Annotated in this window: 15 protein-coding genes and 1 tRNA gene; 7 read left to right on the forward strand and 9 right to left on the reverse strand. The window is 42.3% G+C overall.

The annotated features are described in order from the left end of the window. Positions 1-25: 25 nt before the first annotated feature. On the forward strand, positions 26-1,279 hold the full coding sequence (locus AC1F2U_RS00435; protein WP_480259346.1) for an MFS transporter: 1,254 nt from the start codon (positions 26-28) through the stop codon (positions 1,277-1,279). 39 nt (positions 1,280-1,318) lie between these two features. On the opposite strand, the gene AC1F2U_RS00440 is transcribed toward AC1F2U_RS00435, so the two are convergent. Then, positions 1,319-1,392, reverse strand: a tRNA-Arg gene (locus AC1F2U_RS00440). Positions 1,393-1,426: 34 nt separating this feature from the next. Between AC1F2U_RS00440 and moaC the strand changes: the two genes are divergently transcribed. Further along, the gene (gene moaC / locus AC1F2U_RS00445) at positions 1,427-1,936 is read left to right on the forward strand and encodes a cyclic pyranopterin monophosphate synthase MoaC (RefSeq protein WP_480259347.1); all 510 of its coding nucleotides are present in this window, start codon (positions 1,427-1,429) and stop codon (positions 1,934-1,936) included. Between the two features lie 151 nt (positions 1,937-2,087). On the opposite strand, the gene AC1F2U_RS00450 is transcribed toward moaC, so the two are convergent. Then, positions 2,088-2,780 carry a Uma2 family endonuclease gene (locus AC1F2U_RS00450; RefSeq protein WP_480259348.1) on the reverse strand — a complete coding sequence of 231 codons (693 nt, stop codon included), beginning with the start codon at positions 2,778-2,780 and terminating at the stop codon, positions 2,088-2,090. Positions 2,781-2,904: 124 nt separating this feature from the next. Between AC1F2U_RS00450 and AC1F2U_RS00455 the strand changes: the two genes are divergently transcribed. The 3 genes from AC1F2U_RS00455 (at position 2,905) to AC1F2U_RS00465 (ending at position 4,085) form a co-directional block, all read left to right on the forward strand. Then, a complete protein-coding gene (locus AC1F2U_RS00455; protein WP_480259349.1) occupies positions 2,905-3,162 on the forward strand; it encodes a hypothetical protein in 258 nt (85 codons plus the stop codon). Between the two features lie 119 nt (positions 3,163-3,281). Next, on the forward strand, positions 3,282-3,590 hold the full coding sequence (locus tag AC1F2U_RS00460) for a DUF3181 family protein (RefSeq protein WP_480259350.1): 309 nt from the start codon (positions 3,282-3,284) through the stop codon (positions 3,588-3,590). A gap of 279 nt (positions 3,591-3,869) precedes the next feature. Continuing rightward, positions 3,870-4,085 (forward strand): acetyltransferase, encoded by a 216-nt coding sequence (locus AC1F2U_RS00465; RefSeq protein ID WP_292731719.1) that lies wholly within the window; start codon positions 3,870-3,872, stop codon positions 4,083-4,085. Positions 4,086-4,170: 85 nt separating this feature from the next. Here the strand turns inward: AC1F2U_RS00465 and AC1F2U_RS00470 are convergent, their stop codons facing one another. Continuing rightward, positions 4,171-4,653, reverse strand: a complete 483-nt coding sequence (locus tag AC1F2U_RS00470) for an ABA4-like family protein (RefSeq protein ID WP_480259351.1) — start codon at positions 4,651-4,653, stop codon at positions 4,171-4,173. Between the two features lie 269 nt (positions 4,654-4,922). Continuing rightward, a complete protein-coding gene (cobW, locus tag AC1F2U_RS00475; RefSeq protein WP_480259352.1) occupies positions 4,923-5,963 on the reverse strand; it encodes a cobalamin biosynthesis protein CobW in 1,041 nt (346 codons plus the stop codon). Between the two features lie 107 nt (positions 5,964-6,070). Here cobW and AC1F2U_RS00480 point away from each other — a divergent pair, with 107 nt between their 5' ends. Continuing rightward, complete coding sequence (locus AC1F2U_RS00480; RefSeq protein ID WP_480259353.1) at positions 6,071-7,306, forward strand: tetratricopeptide repeat protein; 1,236 nt, start codon at positions 6,071-6,073, stop codon at positions 7,304-7,306. Between the two features lie 158 nt (positions 7,307-7,464). On the opposite strand, the gene AC1F2U_RS00485 is transcribed toward AC1F2U_RS00480, so the two are convergent. The 5 genes from AC1F2U_RS00485 to AC1F2U_RS00505 form a co-directional block, all read right to left on the reverse strand. Further along, the gene (locus tag AC1F2U_RS00485; RefSeq protein WP_480259354.1) at positions 7,465-8,295 is read right to left on the reverse strand and encodes an acyl-CoA dehydrogenase family protein; all 831 of its coding nucleotides are present in this window, start codon (positions 8,293-8,295) and stop codon (positions 7,465-7,467) included. A 156-nt stretch (positions 8,296-8,451) separates the two neighbouring features. After that, positions 8,452-8,856, reverse strand: coding sequence for an acyl-CoA dehydrogenase family protein (locus tag AC1F2U_RS00490; protein ID WP_480259355.1), 405 nt, complete (start codon positions 8,854-8,856; stop codon positions 8,452-8,454). Positions 8,857-9,194: 338 nt separating this feature from the next. Then, positions 9,195-10,403 (reverse strand): SfnB family sulfur acquisition oxidoreductase, encoded by a 1,209-nt coding sequence (locus AC1F2U_RS00495; RefSeq protein ID WP_480259356.1) that lies wholly within the window; start codon positions 10,401-10,403, stop codon positions 9,195-9,197. A gap of 167 nt (positions 10,404-10,570) precedes the next feature. Continuing rightward, positions 10,571-11,668, reverse strand: coding sequence for a dimethylsulfone monooxygenase SfnG (sfnG, locus tag AC1F2U_RS00500; protein WP_480259357.1), 1,098 nt, complete (start codon positions 11,666-11,668; stop codon positions 10,571-10,573). 965 nt (positions 11,669-12,633) lie between these two features. Beyond that, positions 12,634-13,350 (reverse strand): biliverdin-producing heme oxygenase, encoded by a 717-nt coding sequence (locus AC1F2U_RS00505; RefSeq protein WP_480259358.1) that lies wholly within the window; start codon positions 13,348-13,350, stop codon positions 12,634-12,636. A 572-nt stretch (positions 13,351-13,922) separates the two neighbouring features. Here AC1F2U_RS00505 and glmM point away from each other — a divergent pair. After that, positions 13,923-15,395, forward strand: a complete 1,473-nt coding sequence (gene glmM, locus AC1F2U_RS00510; protein ID WP_480259359.1) for a phosphoglucosamine mutase — start codon at positions 13,923-13,925, stop codon at positions 15,393-15,395. Positions 15,396-15,499: the final 104 nt, after the last annotated feature.

The following is a 15,499-nucleotide window of genomic DNA, read 5'->3' on the forward strand; positions in this document are numbered from 1 at the left end:
AAAAACTAGTTAAATTGCATCTACCTTGAAAGCATTTAATACATTTAATGCCGAACTGCGGCGTAACCTGCTGATTTTATTTACGGCAGGTTTATTATTCTGGTCGAGCATATCTTCGCTCTTGCCAACTCTACCGCTTTACATCGATGATGTGGGCGCAAGCAAGCAAGAAATTGGGATTGTGATGGGCAGTTTCGCCATTGGGTTATTGCTATCTCGCCCAATGCTGGGACGGTTAGCCGATGAACGCGGTCGCAAAATTGTCTTGTTGATTGGTACGATCGTAGCTGCGATCGCACCCTTTGGTTACTTGGCAACCAAATCAATTGGGTTATTGATCCTAGTGCGGATTTTTCACGGCATTAGTGTTGCTGCTTTTACCACTGGCTACAGTGCCTTAGTTGCAGATTTAGCGCCCGCCCAAACTCGTGGTGAAATCATTGGGTACATGACCCTAGCAACTCCCATTGGTTTAGCAATTGGCCCTGCCTTAGGTGGGTATTTAGAAGCTACAAGTGGTTACGGAATATTATTTCTGTTATCCGCCGAATTGGGTTTTGTCGCCCTCTTGGAGATTTTACAAGTTACGAATCCGCCAGTGCAAACGCAGGAGCAAACTCAGGGAGAGGATCGCAAATTTTGGCAAATTTTGGTCAGTCCACGGGTGAGAGTTCCAACTTTAGTTATGTTGCTGGTTGGTTTGTCTCTTGGTGCTGTACATACTTTTGTGTCGTTGTTCCTCAAATCCACTGAGGTAGACTTCAATGGTGGACTGTTTTTTACAGCTGCGGCAATTTCTAGTTTTAGTATCAGGATATTTGCTGGCAAGGCAAGCGATCGCTTTGGGCGTGGTTTGTTTATTACCTTTGGGATTTTTTGCTACGTTTTGGCGTTAATACTGCTGTGGCAGGCTTACAGCCCGATCGTTTTCTTACTGGCTGCGATCGCTGAAGGTGCTGGTGGTGGTACACTGATCTCGATGATGATTACGATGATGGCAGACCGTTCGCTGCCGCAAGAACGGGGGAAAATTTTTGCTATCTGCATAGCCGGACTCGATCTAGGAATTGCGATCGCTGCTCCTCTTTTGGGTATTATTGCAGAACTTGTAGGCTACCGCGATATGTTTGGCTACGGTGCTGCGATGACTTCTCTAGCACTTATCCTCTTCCTCACCCGTTCGAGCAAAAACTTATCCAACTCACTGCGCTTTGCACTAGGTCTAGCTCCAGATGCTTACGCTTTGAAAAACTTAAAAGTTAGGAGCGATGAAATTTAACTCATCACTCCTAACTTTCAACTCTTAACTTTTTCAAAACGGGCGAGGAGGGATTCGAACCCCCGACACCGTGGTCCGTAGCCACGTGCTCTAGTCCACTGAGCTACACGCCCTCACCGACAATCTATATTAACACGTTCTAACCAAATGGCGCAAGATAATTTTCCAGCTAATTTTGCCAACTTAACCCATCTAGATCCCCAAGGACAGGCACAGATGGTTGATGTGTCTGATAAAGCACCCACCATTCGCCAAGCAGTAGCCGCTGCCAATGTGCGAATGCTGCCAGCCACGTTCGCTGCCATTCAAGCCGGAAATGTCCCAAAAGGGGATGTGTTGGCAACTGCAAGATTGGCTGGAATTATGGCAGCCAAGCAAACAGCCACTTTAATTCCTCTGTGTCATCCGTTGCCTTTGCAAAAAATCGCAGTCGAAATCACACCCGATCCCCAACTACCGGGTTATCAAATTCAAGCCACAGTCAAAACCAAAGCTGAAACCGGTGTAGAGATGGAAGCCTTAACTGCCGTTTCTGTCGCTGCTTTGACTTTATACGATATGGCAAAAGCTTTAGAAAAGTCGATTCAAATTGAATCGATTCGTTTAATAAGTAAGAGTGGCGGGAAATCAGGAGATTATTCGTCGGTAGAGCAATAAGTTAGCTATTGGGCATTGGGCATTGGGCATTGGGCATTGGACACAAGAGGCAGAAGTACAGAGGTGCAGAGGGAAAAACTAAACTTACTGCAACCTCTCCCCTGCTCCCCTGCTCCCCTGCTCCCCTGCTCCCCTGCTCCCCACTCCCCAATTACGGAAGATTATCAGGATCGATGCCGAGATTACGCAAATATGCTGCTAACTGTTCAGCGCGTTGGCGTTCTTGTTCAGCGCGTTGACGTTCTTGTTCTACCAATAACTCAGCCTGTTCTACCCGTTGATTGAGTTCCAAGGAATTCAAAAATCTCTGTCCATCTGGACGGTAAATTACTAACTCTCCAAGCCCAGTTTGAAATCTAATTCCCAAACGGGGACTGAGCCAACTATCCATTTGCCATAGCTTATTCAAATGGTTGTTTTGCCGCAACCAGCCATCTAGTTGAAAACTTTCAGGGTCGTATAAATAGTATTCTTCAACACCATAGGTATCATAGAACTCCAGCTTACGCTCCATCTCCTTGGTATCATTACTATAAGAAAGAATCTCAAAGACTACTTGCGCCGGGATATTGTCTTCTTGCCACTGACGATAGGAACGACGTTTTCCCTTTGATCTACCGAAGACAACCATCACATCAGGTGCAGTCGGTGTAATCAGCCGAGAACGGACAGGATACCACAGCAAATCTCCTGCAATCAAAACATTGTCATTATTAGCAAACAGAATCTCTAAATTCTCCTTAATCAGGACAATCCAACGATATTGCTCTGTATTGTCTGCCATTGGTTTGCCGTCGCTATCTGGATAGAGGAGATCGGGATCTATTTGCTCAAAGATAGTCATAGGTTTTAACCCAGCTGTGCTTGGCTTCCAATTCAATTATGACTGCTTCTAGAAGTCTAATAGCAACGACTGCACTAAAAACCTTAGAATGAGTAGGGTGTATTTAAATCTGTAACAAATATTTATGCCTCCTCGTTGGCCTCGCAAACCCGATCGCAAAGACCCTGATTACCGCAAGATAGATGACCGGATGAATTTTGCCATCCATGTGGCGATCGCTGCTTGTATTAATTCCGGGTTGTGGTTTTTCCACATTTTGAAAGACACTACCTGGGAGTGGCTGCCTTTGGTAACGTTAAGTTGGACGGGAATAGTGTTAGCACATCTGATTTATATTAGTGCGATCGCTAACTACACCGGAACTCCACCAAAATCCACCTGAAGATGGATTACTCATGCTGGGGCGATTGTAACCTCTGGTAGTAGGATTAGCCTGTTAATTGAGCCATAATGTAAAAAAGCCTGAGATTTCGCACTTTTTCTTAATGTAGGGTTATTTTTATGGCTAAGACTAACACCACAGAATTACTAGAGGCCCTAGCAGCTGAAATTGGCGAAAATGTCTATATAGACATTGCCAAATGGCATCTTTACTTATCTAATGCCAAACTGCACACCCTTGTTGCGGAACAGTTGTATCCCTTAATTACTTCCAACAATGTAAGTGAAGATCGAGTTTTAAAAGTCTTGAAATCAATTCCAGTAAAAATTGGCGGCGGTAGAAGCGAACTTCCTTTAAGTAATTTACTGCCACTGCAATGTCAAGTAACATTAGTTGATATTTTAGAAAAATATCAACGCGAAATCTAATATCTATAACCAAGATTATTTGAATTAGACAATTTTCTCGGTCAGCATTCCCCGATTAAATTTGCAATGCTGAATTGAGAATTAATTTGTTCTATCAATCTTATAAAAATAAAAACCACAGAGACACATAAATGAATTTCGTGTAATTTATGTGTTTATATTTGGTAAAAATTTCCTTTAACAATTAAGGAATCTCGACCTTCTAAATTGGTTGAGACGAGAATGAGTTTATCTTAAACTTGCTCTTAACTTTCATGCAAACTTATTGAGGCGATTTCTATGCTTTTACAAGTCAAAGATAGTGGCGAATTGGTAAAAATTGTTGAAATTCAGGAATTAATTGACCCGAATACTGATGTTGTTCAGGCAAAAGATCAAGAAGGTCAAGAAGAACAGCAACCTGAAACTTTTAAAAAACAAAATCTTGTTTTTCCTTCAGGTGAAGTTCTGCCACGCTGCTGGATAGATGCTGACTATAGACACGGCAACGGTTAATGATTTTAAAATGAGATAATTGGTAAGGGAAGTAAACTATTAGCAATTATCATTAGTAGGGGCGCACAGATGTGTGCCCCTATTGCTATGTGCCAGTTGATGGTACTTCTTGTTCTGTTAATGTCGCCTTTTCATTCTGCTGAAACTTTGGGAAAAATCTCTTAGTAATCCAGTCAGTTAAAATGTGAGACAGTAATCCCAACGGTCCAGCGAACAAAGATAAAGCCAGAGAGTGAATTGTCCAAACACCTGTTTTCTGTCCTTCCCAATAAATCCAGCGACCGACAAATAAATCCATCACTAAAAAATGAATCCAACCTGTTGCCGCAGCTGTTTCATCTGCAAAAAATCGCGCAATATCAGCTAATTGAGGATTCGATAAAGCTTGAGCATTTTCTGGAGTAATGCTGTTAATAAACAAATATAAATATGTCCCTGCTAACAGCACAAATGGTAAATATGATGACATTATCTGTCGTGTCACTTTCCAGTTCGGCAATAAAATCATCAACGCCCAAAATGGTAATACGAAAAGATTGGCAACATTAAATATTTGAGAAATCGTCATATTTTTGCAAAATCAAGAGTGAGGGTTGAAGTTAGAAGGTATAAGTTAGAAGTTAGGAGTTATAAGTTAAGAGTGAAAATTAGGAACTTTTATTTATTAGTATTGTTTGTCCTTTTAAATTAACTAATACACAATAGCGGAATAAATTTACCATTTTAAGTTGCTCCAAACCACATAATATTTGATAGATATAGAGCAAAATATCCTTGTTACAGGTAGGTAAACTTCCGCCGTATTGTACTAGTTATACTTAACTCCTAACTCCTAACTCATAAAGCTACAAGTTGTGATTCTATTTCTGAAGAATTCAAATCACGCCCGATGAAAACTAAGCGCGTTTGCCTAGCTTCTTCTGGTTTCCAGGGGCGATCGTAAAATTTATCAAATCGGGTTCCCACACCTTGCATCACTAAGCGCATGGATTTATTAGGCACTGCGACAAAGCCTTTAATCCGATAAATTTCTTGTTGTTGTACCAATGTTTGCAACTGCTGTTGCAGCTTTTCGGGATCAAAGGTACGATCCAAAATTAAATTAGCGGAAGTAATTTCTTCGTCGTGATTGTGCTCTTCTTCGGTATCGTGATGACTGGGACGAGAATCTAAATTGTCTTCAACTGCGGCTTGGAATCCTAATAATATAGATGCGTCTAGTTGAGAACGATCGCTCTCGACAATTTTCACCACTCTAGGCAACTCTTGCTTAATCAATTCCTCAACTCTGGCTTTTGTCTCGGCATCCACTAAGTCAATCTTATTTAACACCACCAAGTCTGCACAAGCAAGTTGGTCTTCAAACAGTTCTTGCAAGGGTGTTTCGTGTTCTAGATTATCATCTGCTTGGCGCTGGGCTGCGATCGCATCTGGATCGCTAGCAAATGTCCCGGCTGCAACCGCCGCACAATCTACCACGGTAATCACCGCATCCACAGTGGCGGCGTTACGAATTTCTTGCCAGCGAAAAGCCTTGACCAGTGGTTTTGGTAAAGCTAAACCAGAGGTTTCAATCAAAATGCAGTCGATGCTATCTCGCCGCTTAATTAACTCTTGCATCGTCGGGTAAAACTCTTCCTGCACGGTGCAGCATAAGCAGCCATTAGTTAATTCAAAGATATTAGTGTCGCCCTCACCATCTTCGGGGCAAATTTGACAGGATTTCAATAATTCGCCATCAATACCGAGTTCGCCAAATTCATTGACTAAAACGGCAATACGCCGTCCTTCGTTATTTTGTAGCAGGTGGCGAATTAGGCTGGTTTTTCCACTACCCAAGAAGCCTGTGATTACTGTGACAGGAATTTTCGTAGCCATATTTTTGCCTGATTTACCCAGTATGGTAAGTTTTACGGGTTACAAACTTAAATACTGAGATTAAGCTTGGTTTGAAGATTGACTTAGTTATTTTAAGCTGAAAGTCTATGGTAAACCTGAAAATATTCCCGTTTTTGTTGAGTTTAGGTTTGGCTTTAATTCCTCAAATCAGTGCGGCACAAACGGTAGAGGAGCTGGAACAAAAAGCAACATCTGCCGAAGAAGTGAAAAATTATGAAGAAGCCGCTAATATTTGGCGGAGTTTGATTGAACGGGATGCCAAAAATAGCTCTGCTTACGCCAAACTGGCAGATATCCTATCTAACCAAGGGAAGATTGCAGAGACGATCGCTGCTTATCGTCAAGCGTTGCAATTAAATCCCAGTGCTGATATTTATGTCAATTTAGGTAATTTTCTCGCAAAAAAGGGACGACCGACAGAAGCGATCGCCGCTTTTCGTCAAGCTATCAAACTTGAGCCTGACAATAGCACGTATTACTACTACACTTTAGCTTCACAGCTGATGGAAATTGGTAATACACAGGAAGCACTCTTAGCTTACCGTCAAGCGCTGAAACTTCAGCCGGATGCAGATAATTACAACAACTTAGGTAATATCTTGCGTAAATTAGGCAAACGAGAAGAAGCGATCGCTGCTCACCGCGAGGCCTTGAAAATTGATCCCAAGAGTTATCTGGCTTACTACTATCTGGGTGACATGCTGGAATATAAAGAAGCCGTTGATATCTATCGTCAAGCAAATAAAAATGACTCCACAAATGAAGTCTATTATGAGCGTTTGGCATCACTTTCATTAGAGCGTGGCTTCGTCAATGAAGCGATCGCTGCTTACCGCCAAGTAATTAAAATCAAACCTGAGACTTCAACATATATAGAACTGGCCGATATCTTGATGAAACAAGAAAAACCAGAAGAAGCGATCGCTCTTTACCGCCAAGCTGTTGCCAAAGAACCTACGGATTATTATTACAGTAAATTGAGTGAAGCACTCGCTCAACAGGAGAATCTAGATGAAGCTCTGGGAATTTGCCAAAAGGTGGTAAAAACTGGTGAAGGCAGTTATGACACCTGTTCCAATATAAATTTGCCACTTTACAAGCAAAAAGGCTTTACTGCTGTCATGGCTTTTTATCAGCCGCTAACAAATATGATTCCACGTCGCAAAATGGCTGAACTTTACATCAAACTTGGCCGAGAGATTTCCTATGATGAAGGTGATAGCTCAAAACAAGAGGCCACAGAAGTTTTTCGGCAAGCATTAAAAATAGATCCAGAAAATGCTGATGCTCAAGACGCTCTCAAAACCTTAATCGCTGAATAAAGAATTTCTAACAAATAAATTCAACGTTGCTGAATTATAGGATGATTTCGCCCAGAGAAATAGTTCTCACGCCGAAGCCTTGGTGAAATAATCGATATAACTCAATACCAAAACCTAATGTAGAGACGCGATTTATCGTGTCTTGAAAGACCGATTATTTATGAATAAAAATTAGGTTTTGGCAGTTCATCATTTAACGCCCAATTCCCGATCTCTTGAATTTTGTAATCTACCGGATCGTGGAGAGTGAACGTGCGGAGATTACGCCAATAGCGATCGAAGCCGTACTTTGCTGTAGTAGCGCGTGCGCCCATAACTTCAAAAATGCGGTTGGTAATGTCTAAACCGACTTTAGTCGCTGCAACTTTGGCAGTAGCGACGCAAAGCGAGCATTCCCCACGTTGTTCGGCGGTGAGTGACCATTCTTTTTCCCAAGCCGCTTGTAGTAATTCTCCTGCTTGCTCAGTCAAGCTCTTAGCTGCTTGGAGTTCAACCCATATTTTGCCATAGTGCTGGAGGATGTAAGGATCTTGGGTTGCACTTTCTACACCTGATGTCAGCCAAGGTTTTGTATTAGTGGCAGTATATGCTTTAGCAGCTTCAAATGCTCCTTGGGCAATTCCCAGGTAGATATTAGCAAGATTCAATTGAGTTAAGCAGGCGCGAATAGTGTTGAAGGGTTGACTGGGTTTGTCTCTACTACCAAGAATTTCGTCAGGGTACACCAACACATTTTCAAAAGTAACACTACCACTATCTGTTTGACGTTGCCCGATATTATCCCAATCATCACGAACAGTAACGCCTTGCCGTTGGGTAGGAATTACCAAAATATTCAATTCACCAGTTTCTTGATGAATGGCAGTAATCGGCAATATATCCGAGTCTTGAGAGCCAGAGCAAAAGCTTTTAATCCCGTTGAGACGGAAATAATCATTTTCCGGTGTCAGAGTAGCTCTTTTATCTAAAGGGTTAAGGGCGAATGGCACTAAGAAAAGATGAAACTGAGTCAGGGCAGGGTGTAGGATGTAGGGTGTGGGGTTAAGGGTTGGAAGAAGATGTTGTTCTATTTGATGCGCTAAAATTCAATTTTCTTAAACACACTCAGCCTACACCCAACACCCTATACCCAAAAGCCACTAATATCAGGGATTTACGCTTATCAAGCGTGCCATTCGGTTAAGGGCATTGCACCAAAACCAATTATTGTGAATAGTTTCGGAGTAATATCGCTGTTTTTGCTCTGCCGAACCAAAGACATGCGGAATTACTACACCTAGATGATGGTAAGAAAAGACGTGAGCAATGGAACTATCAACCTTAGCAAACTCGCGGGTAATTTGCAGAACGGTAATCCAGCTTTGCCCTAAACCGCCGTACTCTGTGGGTACGAGCAGTTTCAGCAAGCTACTTTGGCGCAAGCGATCGCGTTCATGCTTTGGTGTTCCCCCTTTGGTATCCCGCTCTACAGCCGTCTGGGCAAATTCTTGTGCTAAAGACTTAGCTATATCGAGATAATTTTGAGACTCTTTCGTTTCGATTAATTGCATACTTTACCACTTCTCCTATAACTTATTGTGAGAAGTAACTATAAATTTGACTGGAAAACTTTGAATTTAAAATAGTTTTACATCGTGATCTAAGTCAACTTTGTTTCCAAATTCAGTTGAATAATTTGACCAAAGATGAGTTCAAAAATATAGCTAATGACAGCAATTATAGCAATGAAAAGCAGTCCTTTAAATGGCTGGCTTTTCCAAATGCTCTGCCTCTGGGTTGGGTTTGCAACGCTCATCGTATCAACTTAAAGAATGTTGGATTTTTTAAGGGTAAAGCATTCTGGTAAATGTTAATTCTGAAAGCTTCACCCCAGTAGAAAATGCTGCAATTACAACCAAGGATGGCGCGGGGGATAGACACCATTGAGGAAGTAGTTACCAACAGCGTAGTATTTCCAACGCACGGGATCGTGGAGTGTGTGAGCGCGGGCATTTCGCCAGTGGCGATTGTAGTTGAATTCCTCCAATGTGGACTTAGTACCTGCTAGTTCAAACAACTTGTTGGTAGCTAATAATGCCGCTTCGGTGGCTAAAGCTTTGGCTTCAGCCACTGCGATTGATGCTTCAACTACCTTGGGTTCTTCTAAACCTGACTCGTTGGCGATGTCCAGAAATTCGCCTGCACGACGCAGCAATGCTTCAGAAGCGTGAACCTGAATTTGGACATTGCCTAAGTTATAGAGTGTCAGAGGGTCTTCGTAGCCTTTTTCTAAATTGCTGTCAACCCAAGGGCGGGTATAGTTGCGAACAAAGTGGATGGTGTCACGGACTGCGGCTTTAGCAATTCCTACGTCTACGGCGGCTTGGATGATTTGCGCGATCGCACCCATTGGTGTTGCCCTCTCAAAGGCTAAGTAGTGCGGAATCACGTATTCTGCCTTAACTTTCACATTTTCAATAATGGTAGTGCCACTAGCAGTGGTACGCTGTCCGAAGCTCGTCCAATCATCGAGTAGGGTTAATCCTTCGGCATCTCTTTCGACAAATGCCACCACTGTCTTACCATCTGGATTACCGGCAATCACGGGAACCCAATGTGCTAATAGTGCCCCAGCAGAGTAGTATTTGCGTCCATTGAGTACGAAGTCAGATCCATCTGGTGTTAATTTTGTCTGCACATCGTTCACAGACTTGGTGCCAATTTCCGAGAAGGCGTTACCGAAGCGCTTACCTTCTAGAACCAAATCAAAGAAGAACTTCTTCTGCTCATCTGTACCATCCAACCGGACTGCTTCCACCATGTAGAGATGGTTTTGGGGAATTTGACCGAGGCTAGAGTCAGCTTCGGAGATGATTTTAACTACTTCTGCCAATGTGGCATTCGATACAAAAGCACCACCATACTCTTTCGGGACTGTAATTCCCCACAATCCACTCTGAGAAAACTTTTCTACTTCCTCAGCAGGTAAACGCCGATTTTGGTCGCGTTCTGAGTCTCCCTTAGCAAACTCAGCCGCTAATTCGTGAGCGATCGCGATCGCTTCTTTGTCATCCCGAATAATATGCGCTTTCTGGTCAGTATTAATTACTGATGTCATGGTAAAACTCCTTGATTGTGATTGAGTGACTCATAATCGCTACTACTATGAGACAACGCAAAATATATTTATTTGAGCAGAGATACGTAGATTCTTTTAAATGAGGTACAGAATGCTGGATTCCAAATCAGATATAAACAATCCACCTTCTGCCTTCTGCCTCCTGTTTACACTCCAACCAACTCATCAGATGTCCGACGATTAGCTTTAAGTTCACGCACAATTGGTATTACAGTCTTACCAAATGCTGGCAAATCATCTGTGTAGTGTAAGAAGCCACCAAGAATTAGATCCACTCCTACTGCATGGAACTGGCGAATCTTTTCAGCTACTTGTTCAGGTGTACCAATCAAGCCCGATCGGAAGCCATCGTTATACTGCACCAAGTCTTCAAAATTGGAATTCGCCCACATTCCCTGACCTTCACGAGTAGAAGATCCCGCCTGTTTCACCGCTTCGCCAAATCCTTTGACAGCTTCCACATCAGCTTGGGCAATAATATCGCGCAATACTTCATGCGCTTCTGCTTCCGTATCTCGCACGATGATAAAGGAATTCAAACCAAACTTAATTGTGCGTCCTTCAAGACTCGCTAATTCAGACACATCTGCAATCTGCTCTTTCACACCTTCTATGGTGTTGCCATTCATGAAATACCAATTAGAGACGCGGCCAGCCATGCGCCGTGCAGCTTTGGAGTTACCACCTTGGAATATCTCCGGGTGGGGATTCTGATTAATTGGTTTAGGCTTCACCCAACCGCCGTTAATGCGGTAAAAGTCGCCTTTAAAGTGAAACTCATCCTCAGTCCACAAACCCTTGAGAACGCGGATAAATTCTTCTGAACGACGATAGCGTTCGTCATGGTCTAACCAATGTTCGCCATATATAGTGAATTCATCTTTGAACCAACCGCTAACTACATTCAGAGCAAACCGGCCGTTAGAGAGAAAATCAATGCTGGCACCCATTTTGGCAACTACTCCCGGATGCCACAATCCAGGGTGAACTGCTGCAATCAATTTCAATTTCTTGGTGACAGGAGCCAGAGCCGACACAGTTGTAAGTGCCTCTAGCTGGTACTCAGCGCCATAACTAGCGATAAATCTGGCTTGTGCTAGAGCGTATTCAAATCCAACTTCTTCAGCCGTCTGAGCTAGTTGAGCATTATATTCGTAAGTCCAATCTGTGCGTTGGGGAATTTTACTAACAACTAACCCACCACTGACGTTGGGAATCCAGTACGCGAACTTAATATCTACCATAATTGTGCGTTTGTAATTGAAATTGCTTGGTTATTTGTCTAAGTTTGCAAGTGATGTAACAAAGCCTAATTTGTCATCGCTAACAAATCAGCCAAAACTCGATCGGGCAAAATTTTAGTCAAAATCGAAAGCTTGAGAGCGGCTGGAAACTACTTTGAGTTTACAAGTAGACAATTTTCTGATGGTGGTAATATACCATAAACCTATCGTATTACCGTATTTCTAATAAATCAGACTCGATCGCGACAATTTTTTCGATGTCGTGACTCGATATACTTAAATTCCATTTCCATATTCCAAAATGGAATACTGCCGACTTTTGCTGAGTATTTAATTATTTTATATTTGCTAGTTATCAGGCTGGTTCAGCCAGAATAACCAGGCGCTGAAGGAGAAGATTTGATATTGGGAACTCTCATTTAATCTTAGAAGTCTGGCTTATAGCGGTTCTCGGTTCAGCGAGTTACAAGAACCTAACCTCTTAAGAAAAAGTAAGCATTCGCAGCTAAATTTGACCCGAAGCCGATATCTGGTCTTTACTACAGAATAGGTAATCATATATATTTCACTACAGCGATAGAAAAGATGAAGCGATCGCTGCTTTTCAAGAAGTACTTAGACTCAATCCCGATCATCCAAACGCAGTACAAGACCTTAACAAAATACAGCAGAATAGCCACGAGCGCTAACAAACAGTAGTAGGTACTGTGTACTGGGGAAGAAATTATTCCAAAATTTGGTTGGCATCTGAATCTAGATACTTATCTTGCCAATTCCCAATCCAATCAAAATTGAGGGGCAATTTCCCCATGCTTGCTTTCACGAATCAAAAGCAGTCACAGGGCTATTGCCCCTAAATATTTTAAGCGTTGTTCGCTCTTTCGCCAGAAACATCTATGAATTATCCTTCATCAGGCTTTCTGGACTTATGATTCCACACACCATACTCCGCAATCTCAACACGATTACTCAGCTGTGACGAGTTCAGTACTACCACGTGTACGACGCCGTGTAAGGCTATTATACAGCATCACACCGATCGCCTTGATCAAATTACCTTCCAATTCCTGGAATAGCTTCATGTTCGTGCCAAAAGCGGCGTTAGCTTCATTAACGATGCGATCGGTTGTCGCCTCGTCAAGGGGTAATTCATCCAAAATTTGCCGATATTTGGCTTTGAATGCCTTCTCATCAGTAATTTCTGGAAACTCATAAAAGGCTGTACCTTGTCCATCAGACAAATTCATTGCTGTAACAGCAATATTTTTGAGAATTTGTCCCCCGGATAAGTCACCTAAGTAACGAGTGTATGAATGGGCGATTAACAATTCCGGTTCTGTAGCAGATATTTCTCGGATGCGCTGTACGTAAGCTTCACCTGCGGGAGATAGTTTGATTTGCTCTCTCCAGTTTGCACCAAAGTAATAAGTTAGGTCTTGTTCTAGGCTATGCTTGCGGTTTAGCTGAGGAAAGTTAATTTTAGAAACTATTGGGTGCTGGCGGTGCTTTTCCATCTCCTCTTCCATCGCTGAGTAGACGAAGTAGAAGTTAGCAACAAGTTTCCGGTAAGAGTTTTTTTCCACTACTCCTTTTAAAAAGCACTTGACAAAACCTACATTTTCTGCCATTGTGTGGGCTTTCTTAGTGCCTACACGTAATTTGGTTGCTAAATTGCTGCTCATGCTAAATTTCTCAACTTTAAAAAGTTTACTGCCGGAGTTTTAATTCACTAACGGCTAAAAAGGCCATTAAAACGTTACCTTAAAACTATTTGATGAGAATTTATATTAAAATTTTTTAAGCTGCGATGATTTTGTAGTTTTTTACACAGCGACAAGGCTAAGAGAACAGAATTTTAGATTTTAGTATTTTGATTTTTTGTTGTTATTAGCTGAATCTTGCTTTCATTCTCAGCTTGGGTGAAAAATTTTGCGATTTACCAAAAGTAATATTTATTACATACTTGCTTGGTAAGAGCATTATAAAGTGTGAATTAATACAGATAAAAATCAAAACAAAAATTGTCGGCATAAAAGGAATAATTAGCTAAGATGTGGAGACTTTACTAATAAAGTAAAAACCAATACTAATTTTATCAAAGATTTACAATCCAAGAAAGAAAAATTCAGTATTATTACGTAAAGATGGCTCGATCTAGAATGAATTTCTAAAGAGAAAAAGCATGTCAAAATTGCTGAATAAAGTCTTAAGTGCTATTTATTTTTCATTGTGATTGTGTGGAGTGTTTAAAAATATGGTTTCATCTATAACTCGGACATCGGGAATTTCTGGGGGTTCTACTTCTGAAGTTGAGGGATTGGGCAAAGGGATTGAGAGCAGTTTTGGACTGAATTTAATCCCATTACCAGCAAATCCCTTATTTGGCACAGATGGGATTCGCGGACGAGTCGGAGAATTACTGAATGCGCCTCTAGCATTGCAAGTTGGTTTTTGGACGGGGATTGTTTTACGTAACCATGCTACTCAAGTAGGGCCAGTCATTCTCGGACAGGACTCTAGAAACTCCAGCGATATGCTGGCAATGGCTTTGAGTGCAGGGTTAACAGCAGCGGGGTTAGAGGTTTGGTATTTGGGATTATGTCCCACTCCTTGCGTTGCCTATCTCACCAGTATCAGTGATGCCATTGGCGGAGTGATGATTTCTGCCAGCCACAATCCTCCAGAAGACAATGGGATTAAGGTTTTTGGTGCTAATGGTGGGAAGTTGCCGCAGATATTGCAGACAGAAATTGAAGCGGGACTGCGTGGCAAGATATCACCGATCGCTAGAGTCAGTAATTGCGGACGGCATTACTCACGTTTTGAGTTAGTGGAAGATTATAGCTCGGCGTTGAAAAAACCCTTAAACGGTGCCCTAAATCTTCAGGGAATGAAGATTGTTTTAGACTTGGCGTGGGGAGCCGCAGTTGGGTTAGCACCATCAGTATTTACACAAATGGGAGCGGAGGTAATCTGCTTGCATAACGAAGCAGATGGCGATCGCATTAATGTTAACTGCGGTTCCACTCATTTAGACATTTTGGCAGCAACGGTACAAGAACACAACGCCGATATCGGCTTTGGCTTCGATGGCGATGCCGATCGCGTCTTAGCAGTAGACAATACCGGCAGACAAGTAAACGGCGATTACATTCTCTACCTGTGGGGACGACACTTACAACAAAACCAACAATTGCCAGACAACTTGATTGTATCTACAGTCATGGCCAACTTAGGCTTTGAGAAAGCTTGGCAGCAAATTGGTGGTAACTTAATTCGTACCGCAGTTGGCGACCAATACGTACAAGCAGAAATGCAGCGCACTGGGGGAATGCTAGGTGGCGAACAATCAGGGCATATTCTTTGCCGTCACTATGCCGTGACTGGGGATGGCTTGTTAACCGCATTACACATAGCATCTTTGGTGAAAGAGGCGGGTGTTCCCTTGAGCGAATTAGTAGATCGAAGCTTCCAAACCTATCCACAATTATTGCGGAACGTGCGCGTTGTCGATCGCGATCGCCGTTTGGGATGGCAAGATTGCCAACCTGTGCAACAAGCGATCGCTCTTGCTGAAGCTGCAATGGGCGATTCCGGCAGAATTTTGGTTCGCGCTTCTGGCACAGAACCAGTCATCAGAGTAATGGTGGAAGCAGCCAATGCCGAACTCACCAACTACTGGACAAATGAACTAGTTTCCAAAGTACAGCAGCATCTGATGGATTAAATTAGCTAATATCGCATTTCATCTGCAAAAAAACGCCAAGTTTAATTACAGCTTCTACGAATTAACCACCCTTGGTTATGTCTAGAAGCTGTGACATTTTGATT

The sequence above is a fragment of the Nostoc sp. LEGE 12454 genome, assembly GCF_056620565.1.